The organism is Rhizobium sp. Root1212 (assembly GCF_001424985.1).
In the GTDB taxonomy this organism is placed as follows: Bacteria; Pseudomonadota; Alphaproteobacteria; order Rhizobiales; family Rhizobiaceae; genus Pararhizobium.
Map to the genome: position 1 here is coordinate 1 of NZ_LMDA01000015.1, position 25434 is coordinate 25434.

Sequence of the window (25434 nt, forward strand, 5' to 3'; positions counted from 1 at the left end):
CTGCAGAGGCAGAAGAACGATACTACGCCACGCTGGACGCACCAGCTATGGCCGCATAACTTAAACCAAACGGTCTCCGGCAAAGTCGGGGCGGTTCACTTTGGCGCCATTTTCGAACAATCCATATCATTTGAGGAGTAGCTGACAGAGCCGGTTGTCAGCTCGTTCTTTACGCAGAATTTAAGGCCAGAGCTCGCTTTACAATTAACTCATCTTCACGGGACCGAACATTCCACTCTCAACCATCGCGAGATAAATTTTCTTCATTGCCAGTGCTGTATCTTGGCTGACGAAGAGCGATGATCTGCTTCCATGTGGAGCGCCGAGAAGATAAGGCCGCATCGTTTCCCAGTTCTCCGCCCGGGATGACCATCGCCAAACCGGGATTTCCTGCTCAAGCATAAGCGGGACAGCAAGTGATTTCGGCACCAGCTTCCCCGGCTCAAGCATTGCATCCCATTCACAGCGAACAAGAACCGCTTGGGTACCGGTATTGTAGAACGGAACGTCAAGAATCTCAGCGGTGATCTTTGCACGAGGATGGTGCTGGAGACTGTCAACGGATGCGACAACTTTCTCGCCGTTTACATATGGGCAAGTTAAAAAGCCGTGCGCGAAATAGACCGTGTGATCAAGCCCCTGATAGCCGCAACGATCACTGGGATAAGTCTCAGGATTGTGCTCATCGTGACGCGATACCAATGGATGCCATGTCGGATAGCCTTCAACAACTGGTCCACACTCATCGATGATATCCAGTAGCGCACGCTCGCTCCGCAAGCGTTCATCGGGAGTGAAATTTCTCGACACTAGATAGCTTTTCGCTCGTTCGAAACCATTGACGGCGGCTTCATCAGCTCTGAACGCCATTCTCTGCACTCCTCAATTGGTTGATGCATAGAGTATAGTTCAAGCGCAGGAAACGTCAATTTCGTGCGCAGAAATTTGATTCTGTTTGAAGATTCTGCTCATGACGCGCGAGGACCGAGCCGAATCAAGGTTCGCCCATCGATCGATCACCTCGGACAAGATGGCCTTCCTATACGAGTTCATGCGAATGTTGAGGCACTATTTGCTCGTTCCGATCATCGAACGTGCCCTGACGCTATTGCTCACCCGTTTTTGTGATCCGGAGCCAGACGAAGGCTACCTGCGCGAAGGCAATGTTGCCGTGGCGCAGTTCGAAATTGAAGGAGCTGCAGACGACACGGAAATCAGAGAAGCCCGGATTTTGCGCCAGCGTGACGTCAATGACATCATGCGAGAGTTTTTAGGCGCGCTAGGTATTGCGTTTAAGTGATGCTCGGAGCGCGGAAGGGGATAGATCATGGAGTGACTTGATCGATATCACATTCTGATGCCATTTTTTTTATGCATGTTTGCGGCAGAGAACTGGGGTTGCGGGTTCGATTCCTTTCAAGGCGGGGGTATGTAGACGTAGCCAACCGGGTTGAAATCATCCACTGCTAGCCCGAGAGGGCTTCGGCGTCGACGACCTTGGGATCAACGTGTGCGGTTCATCAACCGCCTCTTCGCGTTACCACTCGTCGCCGTCAACAGATGAGACGAGACCCGCCGCAGCGAGCGTCGAAGAATTTGAACGCTCGTTCGATGCGACTAAAACGCATGTGGCGCCTTGCTCTTCACAGCACCTTTTCCATGCGGATTCCGCCCCCGCCTGTTCCCAACTCTGACCAGCCGGAGGCGAGGTAGAAGCGCAAAGCAGTTCTGGTGCTGACCAGCTTTCCCAAAGAGAAGCCCGCATTGCGGAACGAGTCCTCCAGCGCGGCCAATAGCGCCTTGCTCACTCCCTGAAAGCGGTGCTCGGGGGCTACGTAATTGAGGACGATGCTGTCGCCAGCGACTGCTCCCACCCCAGCGATTTCGCCGCTGACTTCTGCGACCCAGACCGTTTGATCCGGATTATCCATCATTTTACCAACGCCTGCTTCGGACTTGTTTTGCGTCCATTGGCGTAGGCGGCCTGAATCGTTTCCATGATCCTCAGTACAAAGGCATGTAATCGAGGCGGTCAGCACCCGGCTTATCGCCGGAATGTCTGTTGTGCTTGCTTTGCGAACGGTGACCATCTGTCTTGTCCCTGACCCATCGGCAGTTTTCAGCTTTAACTAAAAGAATCCGACCTCCATTACGGCTGGGGAACAGACCCGTCCGGCATGCGCTGACCGCGCGCTTTCATTTCGGCCTTGGTTTTCCGAAACTCGACGCAGGCGTCGAACTTGGGGTTTGTCTTGCAAAACCCTTCCAACCGCTGGACGTTTGCTGCCATCATGCCGGGTACGTACTGCTGGAAATCCTGCATGCGTCGCGTGGTTTCCGCAGTGACCGCCATATGGGTCATGCCGGTCGGATCTAGTCCTCCGAAGGTATTTGCGGCCGCGATTGCTGGTACCATGTCACTTGCACGCTGTGCCGATTTCATCGCTTTGGCCATCTCGGCATCCGTCAACGGCCTGGCGGTCATTACTCCATCTTTGGTGGTGCCATTATAGCCGATCGGCGTGACGGACGGTGGGCTCTGGCAGCCGGCGAGCGAAGAGGCAAAAAACGCGAAGAGGAAGAGTATTTTTTTCGAGAGAGGGGGATCACTCATGTAGAGGGTGGACACCATAGTTCGCTCTGGTGTGGATAAGGCCGGGCGCGTTAGCGACCGCGCCGACATCTCGCCCGGTCTGCTCATGCCTGAGCGCGCGTGATTGAGATTCCACGCATTTGGTAAGGTTCCAGGAGATCATACGGGCAGCTCTGTTCCACGATCAGCCCGTCGATTTGATCGAGACCGATGATATCGTGAGCGGAGACTGCGCCGAGTTTTTCTTTGGATGCGAGGACAAGTGTTTCCGCCGACTGGCGACTAATAGCTCGCTTGATCGCCGCCTCTTCTCTGTCACCTGTCGTAAGCCCGTGGTCGGGATGGATGCCGGTTACACCCATGAAAAAAATGTCGGCGCGGATGTGGGAGATACCCTCACTGGCCACGGAACCCACTGCCACGTTGGAGTGTTTGTAAATGCGGCCGCCGACAAGCTCCACTTCGACGTATGGGTGGTCGGAAAGAGCGACCACTATATCGGGGCTGTGTGTGACAACGGTCGCATGGAGTTGCCGGGGAAGAGCGCGGGCCACCGCAACGGTGCTCGTCCCGCCATCCAGGAAAATGATCTGGCCATTCCTGACCATCGCCGCCGCCGCCTTTGCGATTGCCGTCTTATCCTCGACGGAAATATTCCTTCGGCTTGGAAGGTCAGCGAGCGCTTTTGATGCCGGCAAAGCTCCACCATGGACCCGTTGTAGCAGACCTTCCGCGGCAAGCTCGCGAAGGTCGCGCCGGATTGTATCTTCCGACAGGCCCAACGCAATGCTGAGCTCTTTCGCAACCACGCGGCCCGCGGTTGCGAGGGTGTCAAGGATAAGGGCTTTTCTTTCGCTCGTTAGCATCACGGACCTCATCTGTTCTGCGGCTTATTGCACGTTTTATTCATTCGTGCAATACCGTGCGGTTATGTGCATCGGAGACGAACATGACGATATCTAATCGAATCAAAGTTGAAGAGGTAACCACGCTCTCAAGCGACTGGTACATTTTGAGGAAGACAACACTCAGCTTCCTGCGGGGTGACGGCACCTGGCAGAGGCAGAGCCGGGAAACCTACGATCGCGGCAACGGTGCGACGATTCTTCTCTACGACCTTGAGCGGCGTAGGGTACTTCTAACCCGGCAATTTCGGTATCCGGCGTATGTCAATGGCCATGACGATCTTCTGACGGAGGCACCGGCAGGTCTTTTGGACAATGCCATTCCGGAAGAACGGATCAAGGCGGAGGTCGAGGAGGAAACCGGATATCGGGTAAGCGATGTGCGACCGATTTTCGATGCCTTCATGAGTCCCGGCTCGGTGACCGAGAGGCTCCACTTCTTCATTGGCTCCTATTCAGCCGCGGACCAGGTATCCAATGGCGGCGGAAACGCGGATGAAGGTGAGGACATCGAGCGCCTCGAACCTACGATAGATGAAGCGCTGGAGATGATTGCGGATGGGCGCATTCGGGACGGCAAGACGATCATGCTTCTCCAGTATGCCGCCCTTCATGTGTTCAAATGAACGGATGATGGCGGCGGGATACAACCTAGGCATCGTGATACAGCGGTTCGGTTTTTAAGTCATGCATACACTAGACACAGGTACATTTCTGGGACGGGTTCCCTTTGCAAGGATCGGCGGTGGCCTGAACCCAATCCTCGTGATTAACGGTGGTCAGGGCTTCATGATGGCGCCAGATCGCGAACGTATGTCGAAGGACGTAAGTCGTCTGAAACGGCTGCTGCCGAACGACCGTAGTATTGTTCTCATCGGCTACGATCCGAGTCCGACTACGGTAACAGTCGAGGGGCTGGCGCATGATGCGGCGGAAATTATCGATCGACACCTCGGTGGGCGAGCCGATGTGATGGGCATCTCCTATGGTGGCGTTGTCGCCGCTCACCTCGCGGCGCGCTGGCCTGAAAAAATCGACAGACTTATCCTGATTGCAAGCGCCCATCGTTTTTCAACCGAAGGAAAGCGTCTCGTGAGGCGCCAGATCGAATTGGTTGAGACCGGGGATATGAAAGGCCTGTTGAAAGAATTTACCTCCATGTTCCGAAACCCTTGGCTTAACTGGCTGGTGGGTTTGCGCGTGTGTATTGGGGGAAATCGCATGTTGAAGCGGCTCGGAAAGCCAGAGGCAATTGTTCGATATCTCGACGCGATGCTCCGCAGCGAGCTGCCTGGGGCCGACGCGTTACCGTTCGATTCCCATACGCTCATTATCGGGGGTAGCCGGGACCAGTTTTTTGCCGAAGCAATCATTGAGGCCGCTTCGCGCAATTGTGGCGTTAGAGTCACTATCCTCGACGGAGATACTCATATGGCCCCGGTAGAGCGCGCGACAGCGGTGAACCGCTCCATTGCCTCGTTCCTAAGCCAGACGTCGCCCTAAACACTAAGCCGCAGATTTCGATAAATTGCGGTTTGATCGATACGTTGGGACTGGCCTGCCAGTACCTACTCTAGGAGTAAAGAATATGGAGAGTGTGTTAAATCTGGCGCGCCGGGCGCGAATAGCCGGGCTTTCGGAAGATTTCCAGTTGGGGCATCAGACGTTGGATGAGGCCGCTGGATTGTTGAGCCATGACGGCGAAAAGGCGTCGGCGTGGATCGCCATCGAAAGAGGGCGACTTCACAACACAGCGGGAGATCCAAAAGCCGCGTTGCCGTTTTTTCTGGATGCGTGGAAAATAGCGCGCGCGAATGCGGATCACAATCTGGCGGTTGATGCTGCTCATATGCTTGCGATTGCTTCAGAACTTGCTGAGGCCGAACTGTGGACGCTGACAGCGCTCGACTATATCGCTGCGAATGGCGTAAGTCATGGCTGGACGGCGATGCTGCATTATAATCTGGGTTGGACCTATTACGAGAGCGGTTTGTATGACCAGGCGCTTATCTGTTTCCGCAAAGATGAAAAGTTCCAATCGGTCTACGGGGATTCGCAAACGCTAAAGATCTCTCGCTATGCAGTAGTCAAGACTTTGCGGGCGATGCATAACCTCAACGAAGCAATAACCTTGGGGAGACGTGTTGTCGAAGATGCTGAAACGGCCGGCGACAAGGCGCCATTTGTTTGCGAGGAGCTCGCCGAATGCTACGCGACCGTCGGGGACTATGACATGGCCGCAGAATTCGCCGCCAGGGCATATGAAGTATTATCCGGCAACCCTGTTTTTGTTCGAGATGAATCGGAAAGACTTGCCAAACTTGCTACCTTGCGAAGATTTATACAACCGTTGGATCATTGCTGCCTTCTACCGCCCGCGTCGTAGACCAAAAAGTCGATATTTGACAAATACATCGGTCATCAGGATCACTACGACCTCCCCGAACTTTAAATGGATAGGGATCATGACGAATGCATTGCGGATGACCATGGCAGCCTTCTCGCTGGGGGCTTCCATCTCCGTCGGGTCCGTCAATATGTGGTGATGTCGGCTGGCATGCGGCATGGATTTGTCTGGTCGATGTGGTTCGTTACAGGAGCAACCTATGGCTTTAACGCTCTACTGATCGTTGTTGGCAAACGCCATGCGGTGAAGCACATAGATAGTCCTCGAGGAAAGGGAAAGATGTCTGGGAAGATACACATGGTGGCCGGGCCCATCGGAGTGGGTAAGACCACATATGCTCAGGAACATACCGACCGGATCAATGGCGTCCGGTTTTCAATCGATGAATGGATGTTGTCCTTGTTTGGTCCAGACATACTGGCTTACCCTGACCCAACCTGGATCTTTGATCGCGTGAAGAGATGCAACCGCCGTATTTTGGACACCGCCCTTCCTGTTGCGTTGCGGGGTGTGGACATCGTTCTCGACCTCGGCTTCACGCTGCAGGATGAGCGGAAGGCTGTCGCCGATGCAGCCCATGCCAGCGCGCTCATTGTAGAAATGCACTGGCTACAAGGACCAAAATCCTTGCGATGGGAAAGAGTTGAAAAACGGAATGATCAAGGCGGCACAACCTTCGCCTTTAAGATCACCCGGTCGATGTTCGATTTTATGGAGGCCAGATTGGAAGAGCCAGATTCAGAAGAACTTCTCGCGCTCAATGGAAGACGAATTTCGCCGCACGAGACGGCTGTCTTAGACGGAATGAGCCGATGAACGCAAAGGACCCGCAGCCATCATTGCGCCAGGATTACATTCTGTTGCCTGACGGGAGGCGCCTTGCCTGGTCCGAGTGGGGACCGATTGGCGGCCGACCCATTATTTTTTGCACTGGGGCTGCGATGAGCGGAAGTCTGGGGTTTGCCGAAGCTGATCTCTCATCCCTCGGTGGCCGGTTGATTGGCATAGATAGACCAGGTCTTGGCCGTTCGGACGCAAATCTCGATAGCTCGTTGAACTCATGGGCCCGGGACGTTGAGACGTTGATTGAGGCGCGAGAGTTGAAGGATGCCGTTGCGGTGGGATTCTCGCAAGGGGCTCCCTACGCACTCCAGCTCGGAGCGAGTGAGGTCGTAAGAGGGGTGGCGGTCGTGTCCGGCCAAGACGACTTCAACTTCGAGCCGACGTTTGATAAGCTCGATAAAGAGTTCATCACGATGTTCCAGTCTTTCCGAGTTGATCCGGAGGCCTTCACCAAGAATTTGAGTGAACTCGCAACTGCCGACTGGTTATGGACAATGGTCATGACGAACAGTTCGGATGCCGACCGCGCCGTATTCGGCGCCGAGCCTTTTGCTAACGCTTATCGCCGCTGCCTCGATGAGGGTTTTGTTCGAGGAAGTGGCGGATATACACGCGACCTGCAGAACACCTGGAGCACATGGCCCTTTCGAGTCGAAGATGTACATGTACCAGTCGATCTCTGGTACGGAGAAATGGACACTAGTCCAGTCCATTCGCCCGACTTTGGCCAGATTCTGTCAACACGCATTCCGCGTTGTCGACTATTCTGCAAGGAGGAATTTGGAAGCGCATTGCTGTGGACCCTAGGTCGAGAGATCATTACAGAACTGCTCAAGCATTAATACGGCCTGTATGTTGAGTCATAATGTCCGGTGCAGAGCGTTGGCAGCGCTCACTTGGTCTACCTAAAAACAGCGGTTGTTGTGACAGGAATCGACTTTTGCCTTGGCTGCATTGTGAGGCGATGTCGCGTATTGTTAGCCTTATGTACCGGGAGAGTGTAAACTATTTCCCGATTGGGGCAGCCGTCAACGGACGTCAGCTGCCCTGGCCAACCATACACGAGCCCCTTCGTCCCAGCCGCTTCTTTACCTCAGTTGAGATTTTCTTGCGTGCTTCCAAGGAAGAGGTGGCGCGATCGGAAGCGCACCTCCATGGACCTGCCTTACTAATCCAGCCACGGCCATTTCGTGCAAGTCGCGGCAGATTATGTCTTCCGACAACTGAAGTTCCGCCGCCAGGTCTCCGGTGAAAATCTTCCCGTCATTGCCAAGTCTTAGCAAGATGAATGCCCGCCGGTGAGATGTTAGCATTTTAGTTTCCACCACCTTGACTTTGCATGATTATGCATGCTTTACCGGTAAAATCCAGATTTTTCTGGAAACTTCGTGCATTTAGGAGATTATGATGCTGATTTTAATTGCAGGCCCTTACCGTTCCGGCACAGGTGACGACCCTCAGAAAATGGCAGCAAACCTAAAGCGTCTCGAGGAACCATCACACGCGCTTTTCCGAGCAGGCCATCTCCCGATGATTGGCGAATGGGTCGCACTGCCCGTGTGGCAAACGGCTGGTGGGCAACAGATTGGCGACGATTTATATGAAGCAATCTTCCATCCCGTGGCCGGCCGGTTACTTCAGTTGTGCGATGCTGTTCTGCGTTTGCCGGGAGAGAGCCGCGGCGCCGACAACGATGTCAGAATAGCGCACGAGCGGGGTATTCCAGTGTACCTTCGGCTGGAGGATGTACCCGGCTGCGCGTGAAGCAGTGGCAAAGCACTTGCGTATTTTATCAAGTCTGTATCTTGTCTGACGTCTACAACCAGCTCACCGCCGATCAAGAATGCCAGATGTCTCAACTACCGCTTGTCCGTTGGCTCTCTGCGGGCTGAATATCCGAGTCGGACTGACAATCCCTCGGCGGCGGTCAGCAGGCTGTCGAGCAAACTCCTGTGATTCCGGATCCCGTCTTCTTGCGGAGTAACTAGGCAGACGGTCGCTACACATTGACCGTCTGCCTGGTGTACCGGAACGGCGAAACAGTGCGCAAAGGTCTCGACGGCACTGTTAAAGGTGAAATAGCCGTCGATGGTCGACTGGCGGACTTCTGCGATAAAGCTAGCCGGATCGAGTCGTGTGCCGTTCGGTAAATTGAAATCATTGGGAGGAATGAACGCGAGGATTTCAGGATCGGAAAGGTGCGATACAAGCAATCGACCGGATGCCGTCCAGGGGATGGATATAAGTTCTCCGATACTGGACGAAATACGGAAAGCCCTGCTGCCTTCGCGCATCACCGCAACGGTATACTTATTGCCTTCAAGTAGGCACAACTGCGCCGTTTCGCGGGTTTCTTCGGCCAGCCTCGCCAAAAAGTCCTCGGATTCGCGTATCAGATCGAACTGATCGGCATAAGCCGTACCGAGGAAATAAAGCTTGCGCCCAAGAAATACTTTTCCATCCTGGCCCTGATAATCCAGCATACCTTGGCGTAATAAAAGATTGACCAATTCGTAGATCGACGAACGCGGCGCGCCGATTTCGAGGGCGATCTCGTTCGGCCGCATCGGCTTGCGCCTGACGCGCAGAAATTCCAGAATTTCGAAGGCACGATCGAGGCCTCGCGTGCGCCGTGAAACCGTGTCGTCTGCGCGATCTTCCATTCCATCTGTCCTAGTCACGTTATGGGCGCGACCTCTGCAAGTCGCGCCCAAGCGTTTAATCCCGATCCGCCCGATAGGCGATGCAATCAACTTCTACCCTGCAATCCACCATCATGCGCGACTGAACGCAGGCACGGGCCGGGGGGTTGGAGCCGAAATACTCCGCGTATACTCCGTTAAAACTCCAGAAATCGCGGGGATCGTCGAGCCACACGCCAACTCGCACCACATCCTCGATGCGATAGCCTGCCTCGTCCAAGATGGCAATTACGTTCTCGATTGCCTTGCGGCTCTCAGCGATGATGCCGCCGCGGATGATCTCGCCGTTCTCCATCGGCACTTGGCCGGAAACATGTAACCAACCGTTGGCTTCTACTGCCCGGGCAAAGGGAAGAGCCTGTCCACCTGCACCGGTCTCGCCGGCGCCGTATCGCTTAATCGTCATATAAACCTCATTTATCTAAATCTGTTATATTAGACACCTGTCCACATTAATGGATTGACGTATTGGGCCCTTACTGTCAAACTTGTCAAGTCGCCCGGTAGTTGTCTGGGTGACGGCATGAGAATTTATTTAGCTGAAACGCTAGGACATTTTGTTTCAAGAGATCCAATGACCAACACGCAATCGGAAGTTCAAACGGTCAATACACCAGCCGTTCTGGTCGATATCGATATCGCACGTCGAAACATTGCTCGTTTCCAGGCTTACGCTGATCAGCATTGTTTAAACGTTCGGCCGCACATTAAAACGCACAAGCTTCCGGCAATCGGAGAGATGCAACTGAGTGCGGGGGCGGTTGGGATCACTTGCCAGAAAGTCTCAGAGGCCGAGGCAATGGTGGCCGGCAGCCCTCATATACTTGACGTCTTTATTAGTTATAATATTCTGGGCTCGGAAAAGCTCGAGCGCCTCGCCGCTTTAGCCCGCAAGGTGAAACTTAGCGTCGTCGCCGACAATATCACAGTTATCGAAGGGCTTTCAGCTGCCTTTGCCTCTGAGCCCTCAGCGCTACGGGTGCTGGTCGAATGTAATACGGGCGCTGATCGATGCGGTGTTTCGACCCCCAAAGATGCCGCAGCACTCGCACAGCAAATCGCTAAGGCGCCAGGGCTCGTATTTGGCGGTTTGATGACCTATCCTCCAATAGACAGTGGAACCGCCGTTGAATGTTTTATGACGTGCGCCAGAACACTGATCGAAGCAGAAGGTATCGAAGTGCCGGTCATTTCATCAGGTGGCACGCCGTCGATGATGAATGCCGCTGAAGCAGCCGTGACCACCGAATACCGACCCGGTACATACGTCTATAATGACCGTTCGCTGGTAATGCGTGGTGTCTGCGCTTGGGAGGACTGCGCGCTAACCGTGCTCGCAACTGTCGTATCTGTCCCTGCTCCCAACCGCGCAATTATCGATGCCGGCTCAAAGACACTAACGTCTGATCTTCTCGGCCTTGAAGGCTATGGTCATATATTGGGCCGCGACGACATTTTGCTTGATCAACTCTCGGAAGAACATGGCCGGCTCGTGAGCAACGGCGCTATTGGTCTAAAGGTTGGCGACAAGCTTCGGATAGTCCCTAACCATGCCTGTGTGGTGACCAACATGGTTGATATGGTCCATGTAGTCGAGTTCCAAAAACCAATTGTAGCTTGGCCGGTATCCGCGCGAGGTAAAATAGTTTAGCAGTGGCGCCAACACCTCGGCCGGGCCAGATCCCAGCGCTGAAAAAGCAAAAAACGCGTTCTTTGACACAAAGTGTCTCGCAGTCCTCTCAAGGCCAGCATTTTTCCAACCTCTGTGATGACTCAAGTGGATACAACCGTCGAAAACATTATGTAGTAATATCCGGCGATGGTGCCCGGGTACAATGGGCATTTCAGCGAGGAACAACCTTTCTCGCCGCGCTAAGGCTGTCCCTACTACAGCGTCTCTTGATCTTTGCCTTGCTGAGAAAATGCTGAGGGGCCTCTCTGCCACACCTTATCCAAATGGCGCCATTAAGAAGGGGCCGTTCGAAGCATACGAGGCAGAATTCAAATGTAGCAGTCGAATATGAAGCGTAAGCATCCGGCGTGGGCCGCGGGTGGGCCGGTTTCGCTTCAGTGGCGGCTGTTCTGGCTTTTTGCGAAGCCAGCTTTTCCAAGGGTTCGGCGACGCGCCAGTTTCGCTATCCTCTCATTGATCGTATCGACGCCAATATCGTCCGGCTCGAAGCGACCGCCATACCATTCCACGACTTCGCGATGTTGCGGATGTCGCAGCTTTGCCATTGCGTTGAGGAAGTCCTCGAAGCCGAGCAAGCCGCCGACATCTTCGGGCGGCGCGCGCCGGTCGCCGTCGATGAAGCGCGGATATTCGACTGCCGGATCGGCGTCCGTGACGGCCTCGACAGTGATTGAATGCCGCCAGTCGTCACCGAAGTCATAGGTATAGTTGAAGGTGGTGATGCCGCGATCCACCAGAGCGCCGATCCTGACGTTGCGGGCGGCGTAGGTCTCGCGACCCATGTCCCATTCGGGATCAGGAACGGCATACCGCTTGCCGCCGGCATTGAACTCGAAGAGGTGATAATCCTGGAACAGCATGACGGCTTGGATGGCGTCGTGCAGCCCCTTCAGGCTGGTGGTGATCGGGACCTCGACCCTGCGCCATATGGTTGGCTCGATATGATCAAGCTTGATGTGAATCCGGGCGATGCGTTCGCTGGAGGTCATGATGCCAATGCCATGGGTGTCTGTGCCGGTGTCCAGTTCCAGGGAAGCCATTGCTCCAGTCTGCTGATCGGCGTGTCGGCAATGTTGGTGAGAACGTCGGCGAGCCAGGCCTGTGGGTCGATGTCATTGAGCTTTGCCGTCATGATCAGCGTGGCCATGAAGGCGGCACGATCAGCACCACGATCCGATCCGGCGAAGAGCCATGACTTTCTTCCAAGAGCAAAGCCTCTGAGCGCGCGTTCGGCAGCATTGTTCGTCAGGCAAATCCGGCCGTCTTCGAGGAAGGACGTGAAGCCGATCCAGCGCTTCAGCATGTAGTCGGTGGCCTCGGCGACGGGAGAACTGCGCGACAGTTTTGCCCGCTCGATTTGGAGCCAGTCATGCAGTTCTTCGACAAGCGACTGGCTGTCCTTGCGGCGGCGCTCCAGGCGCTGCTCGGCGGCAAGACCGTTGATCTCACGTTCGATATCGAACAGGGCATCGATCCGTTTGACGGCCTCCAGCGCCATCGGCGAGATCGGCGCGGCCTTGCTGCCACGTTTGGCGTTCGCGGCGATGTCGGCCAGCACGAAGAACTTGCGGCGTGAATGGGCCCAGCACAGGACCTGTGCCAGAGGCGCGGGATTGCGGTCTACCTTGAACAGCGGATTGTAGCCGCCATAAGCATCCGCCTGCAGAATACCGGTGAAGGTCTTCAGGTGGCGCTCGGGATGCACTTGCCGCCGGTCCCGCGATGAGTAGAACAAAGCCGCAGGCGGCGGTAGTCCGCCAAAGGGTCTGTCATCCCGGACATAAGTCCAGATGCGCCCCGTATCCGTCTTCCCCTTCGCCAGGATTGGCACGGTCGTGTCGTCGCCATGCAGCCGCTCGGCGGCCAGGACATGCGCCTCGATCAGCGAATGGATGGGCTTCAGGGCCGCGGCACAAGCGCCGACCTGGTCGGCCAGCGTCGACAGGCTGAGATCGATCCCCTCTCTGGCATAGCGCTCGCTCTGACGGTTCAGCGGCTGATGCTGGGCGAACTTCTCGAACAGGATGATAGCCAGCAAGTTTGGTCCGGCAAAACCGCGCGGCGTCACATGGAAGGGTGCTGGCGGTTGGGTGATCTTCTCGCATTCGCGGCAGGAGAATTTCTCCCGCACGGTCTGAATGACCTTCCACTGACGCGGGATGACCTCCAGGGTCTCGGTGACATCCTCGCCGAGCTTCGACAGCTTGGCCGAGCCGCAGCAGGAGCAGTTTGTCGGAGCAGCGATGACGACACGCTCGCGTGGCAGATGCTCGGGAAACGGTTTCCGTGATGGTCGCTTGCGCTCGAAGGCCCTGACGGTCGAGGCACTGGCTGCGATCTCTGCTGCCAGTTCATCTTCGCCAGCATCGGCCTCCAGCTCCTCGAGCTGCAGTTCCATCTGTTCGAGAAGCCGCGCTTTGCGCTCCGAGCGACTGCCGTAGAGCTCGCGGCGGACCTTCTCGATTTCCAGCTTCAGCCGCGCGATCAGCGCCTCGGAGTGCGATACGAGCGCCTTTGCGCTGGCTGCCTCCGCCTTGGCGGTCGCTGCCTCTGCCTCGGCCGTGATGCGTCGAGCACGCCCCGCCGCCAGGGCCGCAAGGGCGCTGGCAAGGTCGTCAGGAAGCTGTTCAGCCGTATCGTTCATGGACTGATGGAATCATATTCGACCCCGTCATTCCAGCGTTTTTGCTCATCCGGCTGAGGTCGGTCTCCAAGTTTTTTGTGGCATCCGCCAGTCGATACCTTCCAGCAAATAACCAAGCTGCCCAGGGGTAATCACGACCGTCCCATCGGCCGCCGACGGCCATATGAAGCGTCCGCGTTCCAGCTTCTTCGTGAACAGGCAGGCTCCCTGGCCATCATGCCAGATGACCTTAATCAGGCCACCGCCACGACCGCGGAAGACGAACAGGTGTCCACACATCGGATCCCGCTTCAACGTCTCCTGCACCATCAGTGACAGACCGGGAAAGCCTTTGCGCATGTCCGTATGGCCCGTCGCCAGCCAGACCTTCACACCAGCAGGAACCGGGATCATCGCCGACCCAGCACACAATCGAGAATACGGCCAAGTGCCTCCGTGTCGATGTCGCTGGCCACACGGACACGACGACCGCGGCCCAGCTCAATCGTCACATCGCTACGCTTCCGGCGAGACTGCGATGGGGCTGGCGCTTCTAAGGCGGCGGGCTGGGCAGCCGGCGCCGCCTCCGACACGATCACGGGCACCAAGGTGTTCGATACCGGCGTCGACGGTTCCTCGATCCGGCAGAGTTCCTTGCGCCACCGAAAGAGCTGGCTTACGTGGATGCCGGCCGCACGGGCAATCTCGGAAAGAACCGCACCAGGCTCAAGGCAGGCTGCAACCAGCCGCTCTTTGTCCTCGCGAGACCAACGCCGACGGCGCTCCACAGACGTGATCACTTCAATCGGATGCTTGGTCATAGGACTACTCCTAGTGTTTGCACTAGGACTTCCGATGTTCGCATCAACCTCGCAAGACGGCCTTCACCGGGGGCTTACTATGAAGCGGCATCATGCAACTCGGAAAACTTGGCAAGTGGACAGATCGCACACTTGCCAAACTTCTTAACAATTACGCGATCGCCCGGGGGAATTTGATACGCTCACCCGAAGAAACATCAAAGAGGTGAAAGCTGCTCGTTGAGGGTTTCACACGCACGATTTCCCCGCTTCGAACGACAACGTCAGCGTCAACCATGGCAACCAGTTCGTCTCCGCCCTCGGTGCGAGTGTGAATATAAGTCTGAGCGCCTGTCGGCTCAACCAGAGTCACTCTTGCTGGCACTCCATCCCCCTGTTGTAAGTTAAGGTTTTCCGGTCTGATGCCGAGGACGTACTCGCCGCGAGGCAGGGACGGGCTCTGAGCGAATGCTGTATTGGTCGATTTCGACAGACTGGCGGCACCTTTGTCGTTTACAGACACATTCACGAAGTTCATCTGCGGAGACCCGATGAAGCCAGCGACAAAAATGTTCTTTGGCCGCGAGTAGATTTCCATTGGCGAAGCCGCCTGCACGATCTCCCCTTTATCCATCACCACGATGCGATCGGCCATCGTCATTGCCTCAATTTGATCGTGCGTGACATAGACCGTCGTCGTCTTAAACCGTTGCTGGACCTCCTTGATTTCAGCTCGCATCACTACGCGCAATTTTGCGTCGAGATTGGAGAGCGGTTCGTCAAAGAGGAACACTTGTGGATTGCGAACAATGGCGCGCCCCATCGCAACCCGCTGCCGCTGACCGCCGGAAAGATCACGCGGTTGGCGATCCAACAAAGGTTCGAGATGAAGGATGCGAGCCGCCTCGCGAACTTTCTCTGCTATTTCATTTGTGGGGCGCTTCTGCATGCGAAGACAAAACCCGAGGTTCTCAGCCACGGTCATATGAGGGTAAAGTGCATAGCTTTGAAATACCATCGCGATGTCTCGTTGCATCGACGGCAAGTTTGTGACGTCGCGCGCACCAATGCGAATTGCACCTCCGCTGCTCTTTTCTAACCCGGCTACAATCCGAAGCAAGGTTGACTTGCCGCAGCCGGACGGTCCGACAAGTGCAACAAATTCACCTTCTTCCACTTTAAGAGAGATGTTCTTCAAGATGTGAACGACGCCAAAATGCTTGTTCAAGTTTTCAATACTGATCGCGGTCATACGGTTTCCCCATGTGGTGTGAGCAGGCCTTCGTAAAGACTGGGCCTTCTGTTTCGCTCAAAATTGAATTCTTCGGCTTTCCCGTTAAGGCAGTCATCCAGATCACAATCAGCGACGACCACCTCATCACCAAGAGACTTGGCTTGAGCAATAATCCGCCCGTCCGGATGAACGATGCATGAGCCCCCCATGAGCTCGACCCCACCCTCAATCCCAGCCTTGGCAACGCCAACAACGAACGTGCTGTTTTGGTACGCGCCCGCCTGCATGCAAAGATGGTTATGAAACTGTCGCAATTCTGCGGATTGATCTGCCCGTGGGTTTTCCAGCGGAGTGGTATAACCCAAGACGATGAGCTCGACGCCCTTCAGGCCCATCACGCGATAGGTTTCGGGCCATCTCCGATCATTACAAATGCACATTCCGATGCGACCATTGAAGGCATCAACCACCGGAAAGCCAAGATCGCCGACTTCGAAATAATACTTTTCGAGATTTTGGAACGGATCATTCTCCTTATAGTCCGAATGACCGGGAAGATGAATCTTGCGATACTTCGAAATAACAACTCCCTGTTTGTCGATCAAAACTTGCGAATTGTAGCGATGGCTGATCCCATGGTCCTCAACAAGCTCGGCGTACCCCAAACTGAAACCGATTTTCCGTTCTTGCGCCAGCGCGAACAACGGTTGCAGGTCCTGAGCTGGCATTGACTTCTCATAAAACATATCAGCCTTGCGCAGATCCGCGTGATATTCCCGAGGAAAAAACGTGCTCAACGCCAACTCCGGAAACACAGCTAGGTCGCAATCTTTATCCGCTGCGCTGCCGAGCAGTTTCAAAATGCGGCTAATTGTTACGCTTCGTTCCTCGCTTGGATTCACGGGCCCCATCTGGGCTGCGGCGATTCTAATCGTCCTTGGCATTTTCTTGAACTCCGTGGAAATTGTTCGCTCTCACCGCCTCGATCATGTCCCTTATGCCATGGGCGAGGGAAACCTCCGGGCTATAACCAAAGTCGCGCTTGGCAGCCGCAAGAGAAAACACCGGGTGGGTGTCCTCCCCGGGATCACGTTCCGCCCCGATGGAGGGCGTAAAGCCGGGGATAAACGTCGCGACGATTTGGGCTATACCGCCAACTGTTTCGGCTTCGCCTCCGGTGACGTTGTAAGTGAAGCGCGGTGTCTCTGTGGCGTTCAACGCCAAAACGATCGCTCTAGCTGCGTCAGATACGTGAATGTACTGTCGAACGTCGTTTAAGCCATGCTTAAGGACGCCGCGTTTCCCCAGAATAGCATCATCTACTAGACGCCTGATTGCACAAAAGTGTTTACGACCAGGGCCATAGACGGTACTTATTCTCAAGGAGACAGCATCAAACTGAAATTCCTGGCCGTATCCCACTACAAGCGCTTCTGCAGATGCCTTGGACGCACCGTAGAGGCTTTGGGGTTTGAGCGGCAGGTCTTCGCCGACTGGCCCTGGAGCATCAATGTTGCCATACACGCTGGTCGAGGAACAGTAGATAAACTTCTTAACTTTGCACTTTCGAGCAAGCTCAAGCAGGTTGAATGTGCCGAGGACGTTGACTGGTGCTATGAGTTGGGGATTTGCCTTTGCATCGGCAGGTCCAGATATCGCGCCGCAATGGACGATTGCCCGCAGGTTCCGCGAAGCGAACTTTTCAACTGCGCCCTCATTGGTGAAATCAAGTGCCTCACCGCCGTCTGGCGCGAGGCGATCGGTTGCGATCACCTCGTACCCGGCAGCACGTAGAGCGACCGTGGCGGCGGCACCTACCAATCCAGCTGCACCTGTAACTAGGACCGAGGTTTGCACTGTAGAAATATCTGTGCCCCTCATTTGACAGCCCCAAACGTTAGACCGCGCACAAGATGACGTTGACCGACCCATCCCATTATCAACACAGGCGCAACGGCCAGCACAGCTGCTGCAGAGAGCTTTGCCCAGAAAAGGCCTTGGGGAGCGGAGTACGTCGCAATGAAAGCAGCAAGGGTTGCAGCTTTAGTCGTCGACAGGTTGATGCTCCAGAACGCTTCGTTCCAGCAAAGGATAATTGAAAGGAGCGCTGTAGACGATATTGCCGGCCCAGAAAGCGGCAGCAGGATGAAGCGGAATTCTTCCCACAATCCAGCGCCATCGATACGCGCTGCCTCGAGAATGTCGCGCGGAATGTCCTTGAAAAACGAGTAGAGCATCCACACGACGATGGGCAGGTTGGCCACTAGAAACAGCAGGATGAGCCCCAAATGCGTGTCGATCAAGCTCATGTCTTTGAATAGAATGTATATTGGCACCAGCACTCCAACGGGCGGCATCATTTTCGTTGATAGCAGCCAAAGAAGAGTTCCCTTGGTCCTTTCGGTGGGGTGAAACGCCATGCTGTATGCGGCGGGAAAACCGATTAGCAAAGCTAGGAACGTTGCAGCCGCCGATATTCCGACACTGTTCAGGGCGAACATCCAATAGTTGGACCGACCAAGCACCGCGCGGTAGTTATCAAGCGTCGGTTGAAAGATGAGCGATGCCTCTGGCGAGATCGCGTCAATCTCGGTTTTGAAGCTTGTGAGAAGCATCCATATGATCGGGAAGACTAGGAGCAGGACGGCGCCCCATCCTACGATGAAGTTGATCCCGACGGAGAAAAGAGGGCGAGAAGACATTTTCTTAAATCTCCAGCGAGCGTGATACGGCTTTGGCCAGGAAATAGGCGACGACGTTTGCCAAGATGATAGATATAACGCCGCCCGCAGAAGCGAGGCCAACGTCGAACCGAAGAAGCGCTTGGACGTAGATGAGGAAAGAAAGATTGGTCGAAGCCAATCCGGGTCCTCCCGAGGTCGTTACGAAAATCTCTGCAAACACGGAGAGTAGGAAGATCGTTTCGATCATGACGACGATGCCAATGGGTCTTGCCAAGTGCGGCAAGATGATGAATCGAAATATCGCGAATGATCCAGCCCCATCCATCGCGGCGGCTTCCTTTAGCTCCCGATCGAGAGACTGCAAGGCTGTCAACAATATTAGAACGGAAAAGCCAACCCACTGCCAAGCGATGATCGTAATGATTGACATCAGCGGGAATACACCGAACCAATCCACGCCTGGTAGGCCGACTGCGCGCAGGATCGTGGTGAATAGACCGTTCACCGGATCGAGAAGAAGATTCTTCCAAATTAACGCCGCCACTGTCGGCATGATAAAAAAAGGTGAGATTGCCAGAACACGCGCAAACGATGAGCCTGGAAACTCTATGTCCAAAAGAAGGACAAGTCCGATGCCGATACCAATGGTCAAGACAACCACGCCGACAACGATCAAGACTGAGTTAAACGCTGCGATCGCTAGAGAGCTGGAGCTGAAGAAATAGATGTAATTATCCAGGCCAACAAATTCCCGGCCTGCTGTGTTAACCAAGTTGTAGTGCTGGAAGGAAAACCAAAAAGTCATGATGGTCGGAACTGAAATCCAGACCAGCAACACTGCTACGGATGGTGCTATAAGATAGGTATTTCGGAAAGATCGGTCATTGTCAGCCGATGGCGCTGCAATGGAATTGGCAAGTTGGGAAGCAGGTGTCGCTGTGTTCACCGCGTGATCTCCAATTAGGCCGGAACCTGCGCCGCATTTCGTGATGAAACGCGACGCAGCTCCGGAGGAAAGGATTTACTTCTTAGTGTAGCCCGACTGCTCCATCGTCCGAAGAGTGAATGCTTGACCTGCAGCCAGCGCGGCATCTACGGTCTGTTGACCTGCCACAGCCGCCGCGATCTGCTGTCCGACTTCCGTACCAATGCTCTGGTATTCAGGTATCGATGCGTACGTGATGCCCATGTAAGGTACGGGGTCTACACTTGGTTTCGTAGGATCGGCGGACAAAATTGCCGTTTTGACGAAATTGGCAAATGGCGCGGCATCCTGGTATTCCTTGAGGTCATATGTAGACTGACGCGTGCCTGGAGGGATGGCGATCCAGCCCTTCTTTTCACCCACGCTGCGGATATATTCCTTGGACGTCGCCCAAGCGATGAAGCCTTTTGCTATATCCGCTTTCGTCGATGATTTTGGGATTGCCAGAGCCCACGCCCATTGAAGCGCGGCCCCGTTTGGTACATCAGCAATCGGCGCGCTGGTGAAACCCACACTGGAAGCAACTTTGCTCTCAGCGGGGTCAAAGAGATAGCCTGCCGCTACCGTGGCATCGATCCACATTCCGCACTTGCCACTGGCAAAGAGCGCTCGTGTTTCATTGTACCCGTTTGACGTCACACCCGGAGGGCCATACTTGTTAAGAAGGTCGACATACAATGTGACGGCTTTGTGCCAAGGGCCGCTGTCGAGCTGCGGCTTCCAGTTCATATCAAACCATTTTCCGCCGTGTGTATTCACTGACGTCATGATTGGTACGATATTTTCCCCCGATCCCGGCTTGCCCCGCAGGCACAGCCCGTAAATCTGGTTGTCGGGGTCGTGAACTTTGCTTGCGTACTCCGCGATTTGATCATACGTCGGCTGGTCTGGCATGGTGATGCCAGCTTTTTCGAAGAGATCCTTGCGATAGTACGTCATCGAACTCTCTGCATAGAATGGGAGAGCATACAGCTTCCCGTCTACCGAAAGTCCTTTCCTAACTGTCTCAAATATATCGTTATAATCATAATCGGCGCTCAGGTCGTCGACCGGCGTAAGCCAGTCGTTTTTACCCCAGATTGGAGCCTCGTACGAGCCGATCGTAATGATGTCGAACTGGCCACCATTTGTGGAAATATCCGTGGTCACGCGCTGCCTCAGCACGTTTTCTTCCAGAACTAACCAGTTGATGCTGTTGCCGGTTTTTTGCTCCCATTCCGATGAGAGCTCCTGCATTACGACCATGTCCTGGTTGTTAACGGTCGCAATTGTGATCTCCTCACTATGTGCCGCTACAACAGCAGAAAAAGTAAAACCGAGCGCGAACGCCGATGTTTTCAAACCAGCAGCTGCGGCTGCCAGGGTAAACGTCCTGATATTATGCTTCATGATTGATCCCCTTGTTAGCGTTCTTTATACAGAACATCATTCTGTATATGGACCATTCAATCAGCATTCTCTTTTCTGTCAAGCAAAATCGTGGGGATGGTATGAGTTTCGCAAGCCCGCGATGTAGCGGTTCAGCGATGGTAGGCGCCAGCGGTCCTCTACTTGCTGTCGGACAGGGGCACAGCTGGGATTCAGAGAGATATTGCAGGCTGACATAGCGCGTGCAACGGCAACTTGACCGGAGCAGGGCATTGATCTGCTGCTGATGAAACTTTACGATCCAGGATCAGAACCGGCTAAGATCGTATCCTAAGCTGGAAATCCTGGTGGCACCCGGGCCAGTGTCTGGAGATGAATATCTCTCACAGTGCTAACCATCGCGGCGGAGAGCTCTGCCTCAACCACCCCCATCATTTCGAGAGGAGCCGAGCAGTTTATTATAAACTCGACCTCGCCGTTCTTGTTGAAGACGGGGAGCGCCACTGCCATCAGACCGTCCGTAAACTCGCCCTTGCTCCGAGCATAGCCGCGCACACGGGTCTGTTCGAGCTCGTTTAAAACAGTTTGTTTCGTCATAGGAGTCGCCGCGGTATACTGGGTGGGCTTCCACGTCTCAAACCAGGTATCGACTTTCGCCTTGGGAGCCCACGCCAGAAGGGCGCGCATCTGCACAGATGCATCTTTCGGGTATCGAAATCCAATAGGAAGGGAGACCTCGATGCGTAGCGGGTCATGGAACTTGTCGATCAACATGAAAGTCTCATCGGGCATCGGCTGGGACAAGACGCACGGAAAACGGATGCGCGAAACGAGACTTGAAACCTCGGTCCTGATGATTTCGATGGACGGAATTCCGAGCAACTTCGATACGCTACCGAGAAGACCAGGATGAAGCGCGTAGGTTTTTGCGCTTTCATCAAAACGAAGCCAGCCATGCTCCTGCAAAGTCTTAAGAATGGAATGGCAATGGCTTTTCGTAATATCGAGCGCGGTGGAAATATTTGCGAGTGTGGTGTTCTCCGGCCGCTGCCAGTTTATGAATTCAATCACTGATATCGCTTTATCCAAAGCTGGTACAAGTCCCAGCCCTAATCGTCGCGTATTGCCTGCGCTTGCTGTGACTGTCCAATGGTCACCGTCGCGACTTAGCTTTTCATGCGCCTGAAGCGAGGCCGTGTCGAATGCTGTGGTGCTGCTTCGAGGCGATTTCATGGGCACATCCTTAATCGTTTGCCGAGACCTAACACACCTCATCACTGCTTCAAACCAAAAGGCATTGACTAAACTCTGCTCGAACGTTTATGTTCTGTTAAAAGGATATTATTCTATATACAGAATGGATGCAAATGGTCGATACTCTCATCACCAACGGAATCGTTGTGACCAACGCCGGATCCTATCGTGCCGACGTTGGAATCATCGGAGAGCAAATCGCACAAATTGGTGGAAGCTTTCTCCGAGCACAAACAGTAATCGACGCGAAGGGGCTGTATGTCCTGCCAGGAGGCGTGGATGTGCACACCCATCTCGACGCACCGTCGCTTGGGATGATGACAGCAGACGACTTCCAAACAGGTACAGTTGCGGCTGCTTGCGGTGGAACGACGTCCATTATCGATTTCTGTCAACAGTCGCCCGGCGGTACTTTAGCGGAAGGCATCGACAACTGGGACAAAAAGGCATTCGGCAAGGCAGCTGTCGACTATGGTTACCACATGCTCATCCCAGACTTCCATGATCGCATTGCAGATGAACTCGCGACTCTACCGGGCAGGGGTATCACCAGTTTTAAGCTCTTTATGTCGGGGAAGGGGAGCGCGATGATTGACGATCAGGCTCTTCTGAGCGCCATGGCGAAAGCCAGAGAATGCGGCGCACTAATTATGGTCCACGCGGAAAACGGAGACGCTGTTGATTTCTTGCAGCGGAAGCTTCTAAGCGAAGGCAAGACCGCCCCGCTGTATCATGCAGCGAGCCGCCCTGCCCGGGCAGAAGCCGAGGCGACGTCGCGAGCGATCGCGCTTGCTGAAATGACGGGTGCAGCACTTTACGTGGTTCATGTTAGTTGTGGTGAAGCTCTGGAGGAAGTAGTTCGCGGCAAACAGCGAGGCGTCAATGTTCTTGCCGAAACGTGTACCCATTATCTTTTCCTGACAACAGACGATCTGGATCGAAAAGGATTTGAAGGAGCGAAATTCGTGTTTTCGCCCCCTGCTCGAAGCAGGGCAGATCAAGAAGTGCTTTGGAGAGCTCTGCGAAACAATGTCTTAGAAACAGTTTCATCTGACCACTCTTCCACTCGCTATCATGACCAGAAGCAAGTGGGGCGCAGCGACTTTACCAAAATACCAAACGGACTCCCCGGCATAGAGGAACGCTTTATTCTTCTTTACCAAGGTGTAGTGAGTGGAAAAATCTCGCTTGAACAATTTGTGGACCTGGTGGCATCACGTCCGGCTAGAACTTTCGGGCTTGCGCCACGGAAGGGAACAATCGGCATAGGAAACGACGCTGACCTTGTTTTGTTTGATCCTGCAAGCAGTCGAACCATCAGCAATGAGAACTTACATCATGCAGTCGATTATTCCGCATACGAAGGAATGAGGGTTCGAGGCAGGGTGGTGTCCGTCTTGCTAAGGGGCAAACAGATAGTGCGCGACGGTGAATTCTGTGGCGAGGCCGGATATGGAAAGTTTCTTTCCCGAGAGCGCGTAGAGGTTTGAAGATGTTTGTGCTCGAGGGCCGCACCGCATTAATCTTTGGGGGAAGAACTGGAATTGGAGCCGCAGTCGGTTCGCTTTTTGAACAAGCCGGCGCGAGAGTCCTTATTGCGGATCTGTTCGACAAATCCGAAATCGCGGAGAACAATAGAGACGCTCTATTTTGTGACGTATCCGACAAGAAAAATGTCGAGCAAGTCGTTGATGTCGCAATCCAGCGCCTTGGTCATATTGACATCCTGATCAATAATGCAGGCGTAGGTACTCCGGCACAGGACGTCCAAGACATCCCAACAGATGTTTGGTCAAAGGTATTTGCTGTTAACGTTGCTGGCTCACTGTTCGCCCTCCAAGCCGTAATCCCGCACATGATAAACCGTGGTTACGGTCGTATTATCAATACAGCGTCCCAGTTGGCTCATAAACCTGCACCAAAACAATCTGCCTATTCGGCATCGAAAGCAGCTCTCGTCGCGATGACGGTTTCAATAGCGCAAGAGGTAGCGTCAAAAGGCATTACCGTAAATTGTGTATGTCCTGGTCCGACCGGCACAAACATGTGGCACGGCAGCGATCCGAACTGGAAAGACTGGAAGACCGAACAGCTGCCTATCCGCCGGATAGGCACCGCGGATGAGATCGCTTCAGCCTATCTCTACCTTGCGAGTGATGCTGCCTCTTTCATGATTGGGCAAAGTATCTCTCCGAATGGCGGAGATGTGATGTGGTGACAGGTAAAGGCTGAAATCATAATCATGAAAAATATCCTATCCATTGGCGAGGCGATGATTGAACTCGCAGGAACGACGCCGAACTTAGCTCTCGGCTTTGCTGGCGATACCTTCAACACGGCGTGGCACCTTCGTAGGAAACTCCCGCGGCTCGATTGGAATGTAGCTTTTTACACCGCCACCGGGACCGACGTTTACTCACGAGAGTTTCGAACGTTCGCAAATGACTCCGGAGTTGACCTTCTGGGAAGCCCGGAATTGAGCGACCACCAACTCGGGCTGTACCTTATCCAGCAAGAACACGGCGATCGACGGTTTAGCTATTGGCGACGAAATTCCGCTGCGACGCACTTAGCAGACGACAAGAGCTTGCTCTGGTCGTCGCTGAGTGGGGCGGACGTAATTTTCTTTAGCGGAGTAACGCTAGCTATTCTAGCTCCTATGAAAAGACTGCTCTTCCTACAATCTGTTGCGCGTGCACGAGACGGCGGAACCAAAATCGTATTCGATCCCAATATCCGTCGTAACCTTTGGATATCCCGTCGACAAATGCGCGCCTCTATTACAGGTGCCGCAGCGATCGCAGACATCGTTTTGCCAAGCTTTGCCGACGAGTATGCGCATTTTAACGATAGAACACCTAACGAATGTGCGAGACGATATTCAAACGCCGGAGCCAGGGAGGTTGTCGTTAAAAACGGAGGCGAACCGATACATGTGGCGCTCGAGGGGGCGTTTGAAACTTACGCTCCTGTCAAAATCGTAGAATGCGTCGATGCTACAGGCGCCGGCGATGCGTTTAACGCAGGTTACCTCGCAGCGAGATTGAACGGCGAGACTGTTGGTAACGCGGTACATGCCGGGCATTTGTTGGCATCAAAAACAATCATGCATCACGGCGCGCTCGGGTGATACTACACTCACCCCGGATATCAAAACACGGTTCAACAACGCTCACTTTTAGGAGGTGGTGAAAGGCGACTATCGTGTCGCGGACACAGCTGCCAGCCAAAGAGCCCCCTCTACGGGTGAAGTGGTAACGATGTAAGTGTACATCGTAGGAAACTCCCGAGCTATTAGGGACGTGACCTGTCGGCAAAATTGAGGTTGCCCTTGAAATATTCC

At 54.3% G+C, this 25434-nt stretch carries 28 protein-coding genes; 11 read left to right on the forward strand and 17 right to left on the reverse strand.

Annotation, left to right across the window (positions count from 1 at the left end; all coding sequences use genetic code 11):
* Positions 1–204: 204 nt before the first annotated feature.
* Positions 205–870: a hypothetical protein gene (locus tag ASC86_RS15610; RefSeq protein ID WP_056323000.1), complete on the reverse strand. Its 666-nt coding sequence runs from the start codon at positions 868–870 to the stop codon at positions 205–207.
* Positions 871–970: 100 nt separating this feature from the next.
* On the opposite strand from ASC86_RS15610, the gene ASC86_RS15615 reads away from it, so the two are divergent.
* A complete protein-coding gene (locus tag ASC86_RS15615; protein WP_156387077.1) occupies positions 971–1300 on the forward strand; it encodes a hypothetical protein in 330 nt (109 codons plus the stop codon).
* Between the two features lie 343 nt (positions 1301–1643).
* On the opposite strand, the gene ASC86_RS15620 is transcribed toward ASC86_RS15615, so the two are convergent.
* The 3 genes from ASC86_RS15620 to ASC86_RS15630 form a co-directional block, all read right to left on the reverse strand.
* Entirely contained in the window at positions 1644–2090 is a 447-nt protein-coding gene (locus tag ASC86_RS15620; protein WP_082510224.1) for a GNAT family N-acetyltransferase, read from the reverse strand.
* Between the two features lie 59 nt (positions 2091–2149).
* On the reverse strand, positions 2150–2632 hold the full coding sequence (locus ASC86_RS15625) for a hypothetical protein (protein ID WP_156387078.1): 483 nt from the start codon (positions 2630–2632) through the stop codon (positions 2150–2152).
* A gap of 65 nt (positions 2633–2697) precedes the next feature.
* Positions 2698–3459: a DeoR/GlpR family DNA-binding transcription regulator gene (locus ASC86_RS15630; RefSeq protein ID WP_056323089.1), complete on the reverse strand. Its 762-nt coding sequence runs from the start codon at positions 3457–3459 to the stop codon at positions 2698–2700.
* An 83-nt stretch (positions 3460–3542) separates the two neighbouring features.
* On the opposite strand from ASC86_RS15630, the gene ASC86_RS15635 reads away from it, so the two are divergent.
* From ASC86_RS15635 to ASC86_RS15675, 6 genes are all read left to right on the forward strand, one after another.
* A complete protein-coding gene (locus ASC86_RS15635; protein WP_056323011.1) occupies positions 3543–4124 on the forward strand; it encodes an NUDIX domain-containing protein in 582 nt (193 codons plus the stop codon).
* Between the two features lie 61 nt (positions 4125–4185).
* On the forward strand, positions 4186–5001 hold the full coding sequence (locus ASC86_RS15640) for an alpha/beta hydrolase (protein WP_056323014.1): 816 nt from the start codon (positions 4186–4188) through the stop codon (positions 4999–5001).
* Between the two features lie 85 nt (positions 5002–5086).
* Entirely contained in the window at positions 5087–5884 is a 798-nt protein-coding gene (locus ASC86_RS15650; RefSeq protein ID WP_056393188.1) for a tetratricopeptide repeat protein, read from the forward strand.
* A 66-nt stretch (positions 5885–5950) separates the two neighbouring features.
* Positions 5951–6721, forward strand: a complete 771-nt coding sequence (locus ASC86_RS15660; RefSeq protein WP_082510226.1) for an ATP-binding protein — start codon at positions 5951–5953, stop codon at positions 6719–6721.
* Positions 6718–7590 carry an alpha/beta hydrolase gene (locus ASC86_RS15665; protein ID WP_056323026.1) on the forward strand — a complete coding sequence of 291 codons (873 nt, stop codon included), beginning with the start codon at positions 6718–6720 and terminating at the stop codon, positions 7588–7590. The genes ASC86_RS15660 and ASC86_RS15665 overlap by 4 nt, the downstream gene beginning before the upstream one ends.
* A gap of 565 nt (positions 7591–8155) precedes the next feature.
* A complete protein-coding gene (locus ASC86_RS15675) occupies positions 8156–8512 on the forward strand; it encodes a hypothetical protein (protein ID WP_056323090.1) in 357 nt (118 codons plus the stop codon).
* 95 nt (positions 8513–8607) lie between these two features.
* On the opposite strand, the gene ASC86_RS15680 is transcribed toward ASC86_RS15675, so the two are convergent.
* Both ASC86_RS15680 and ASC86_RS15685 read right to left on the reverse strand, forming a co-directional pair.
* A complete protein-coding gene (locus ASC86_RS15680) occupies positions 8608–9411 on the reverse strand; it encodes an IclR family transcriptional regulator (RefSeq protein ID WP_056323033.1) in 804 nt (267 codons plus the stop codon).
* Between the two features lie 55 nt (positions 9412–9466).
* Positions 9467–9856, reverse strand: coding sequence for a RidA family protein (locus ASC86_RS15685; protein ID WP_056323034.1), 390 nt, complete (start codon positions 9854–9856; stop codon positions 9467–9469).
* A 168-nt stretch (positions 9857–10024) separates the two neighbouring features.
* Between ASC86_RS15685 and ASC86_RS15690 the strand changes: the two genes are divergently transcribed.
* Positions 10025–11101: a D-TA family PLP-dependent enzyme gene (locus ASC86_RS15690; protein WP_056323037.1), complete on the forward strand. Its 1077-nt coding sequence runs from the start codon at positions 10025–10027 to the stop codon at positions 11099–11101.
* Between the two features lie 416 nt (positions 11102–11517).
* Here ASC86_RS15690 and ASC86_RS15695 read toward each other — a convergent pair whose 3' ends face one another.
* From ASC86_RS15695 to ASC86_RS15745, 11 genes are all read right to left on the reverse strand, one after another.
* Complete coding sequence (locus ASC86_RS15695; protein ID WP_244477624.1) at positions 11518–12183, reverse strand: plasmid pRiA4b ORF-3 family protein; 666 nt, start codon at positions 12181–12183, stop codon at positions 11518–11520.
* Positions 12129–13787, reverse strand: a complete 1659-nt coding sequence (locus ASC86_RS15700) for an IS66 family transposase (protein WP_056323039.1) — start codon at positions 13785–13787, stop codon at positions 12129–12131. Before ASC86_RS15700 ends, ASC86_RS15695 begins: the two co-directional genes overlap by 55 nt.
* Before the next feature lie 45 nt (positions 13788–13832).
* A complete protein-coding gene (tnpB, locus tag ASC86_RS15705; protein WP_037103542.1) occupies positions 13833–14180 on the reverse strand; it encodes an IS66 family insertion sequence element accessory protein TnpB in 348 nt (115 codons plus the stop codon).
* Positions 14177–14587 (reverse strand): transposase, encoded by a 411-nt coding sequence (locus ASC86_RS15710; protein WP_056323042.1) that lies wholly within the window; start codon positions 14585–14587, stop codon positions 14177–14179. Before ASC86_RS15710 ends, tnpB begins: the two co-directional genes overlap by 4 nt.
* Before the next feature lie 151 nt (positions 14588–14738).
* Positions 14739–15818, reverse strand: a complete 1080-nt coding sequence (locus ASC86_RS15715) for an ABC transporter ATP-binding protein (RefSeq protein ID WP_056323045.1) — start codon at positions 15816–15818, stop codon at positions 14739–14741.
* Positions 15815–16744 (reverse strand): nitrilase-related carbon-nitrogen hydrolase, encoded by a 930-nt coding sequence (locus tag ASC86_RS15720; RefSeq protein ID WP_056323049.1) that lies wholly within the window; start codon positions 16742–16744, stop codon positions 15815–15817. The genes ASC86_RS15715 and ASC86_RS15720 overlap by 4 nt, the downstream gene beginning before the upstream one ends.
* Positions 16728–17732: an NAD(P)-dependent oxidoreductase gene (locus ASC86_RS15725; RefSeq protein WP_082510228.1), complete on the reverse strand. Its 1005-nt coding sequence runs from the start codon at positions 17730–17732 to the stop codon at positions 16728–16730. The genes ASC86_RS15720 and ASC86_RS15725 overlap by 17 nt, the downstream gene beginning before the upstream one ends.
* Positions 17678–18502: a carbohydrate ABC transporter permease gene (locus ASC86_RS15730; protein ID WP_056323054.1), complete on the reverse strand. Its 825-nt coding sequence runs from the start codon at positions 18500–18502 to the stop codon at positions 17678–17680. Before ASC86_RS15730 ends, ASC86_RS15725 begins: the two co-directional genes overlap by 55 nt.
* Positions 18503–18506: 4 nt before the next feature.
* Positions 18507–19391 (reverse strand): sugar ABC transporter permease, encoded by an 885-nt coding sequence (locus ASC86_RS15735; RefSeq protein WP_056323106.1) that lies wholly within the window; start codon positions 19389–19391, stop codon positions 18507–18509.
* Positions 19392–19505: 114 nt separating this feature from the next.
* The gene (locus ASC86_RS15740; protein ID WP_244477625.1) at positions 19506–20714 is read right to left on the reverse strand and encodes a sugar ABC transporter substrate-binding protein; all 1209 of its coding nucleotides are present in this window, start codon (positions 20712–20714) and stop codon (positions 19506–19508) included.
* A 453-nt stretch (positions 20715–21167) separates the two neighbouring features.
* Positions 21168–22070: an IclR family transcriptional regulator gene (locus ASC86_RS15745; protein WP_162245013.1), complete on the reverse strand. Its 903-nt coding sequence runs from the start codon at positions 22068–22070 to the stop codon at positions 21168–21170.
* Positions 22071–22204: 134 nt separating this feature from the next.
* Here ASC86_RS15745 and hydA point away from each other — a divergent pair, with 134 nt between their 5' ends.
* Genes hydA through ASC86_RS15760 form a run of 3 tightly spaced genes read left to right on the forward strand, consistent with a single transcriptional unit; the run spans position 22205 to position 25221 of the window.
* A complete protein-coding gene (gene hydA / locus ASC86_RS15750; protein WP_056323111.1) occupies positions 22205–23581 on the forward strand; it encodes a dihydropyrimidinase in 1377 nt (458 codons plus the stop codon).
* Between the two features lie 2 nt (positions 23582–23583).
* A complete protein-coding gene (locus ASC86_RS15755) occupies positions 23584–24309 on the forward strand; it encodes an SDR family NAD(P)-dependent oxidoreductase (protein WP_056323060.1) in 726 nt (241 codons plus the stop codon).
* A gap of 24 nt (positions 24310–24333) precedes the next feature.
* Complete coding sequence (locus tag ASC86_RS15760; protein WP_056323063.1) at positions 24334–25221, forward strand: sugar kinase; 888 nt, start codon at positions 24334–24336, stop codon at positions 25219–25221.
* The last annotated feature ends 213 nt before the right edge of the window (positions 25222–25434 follow it).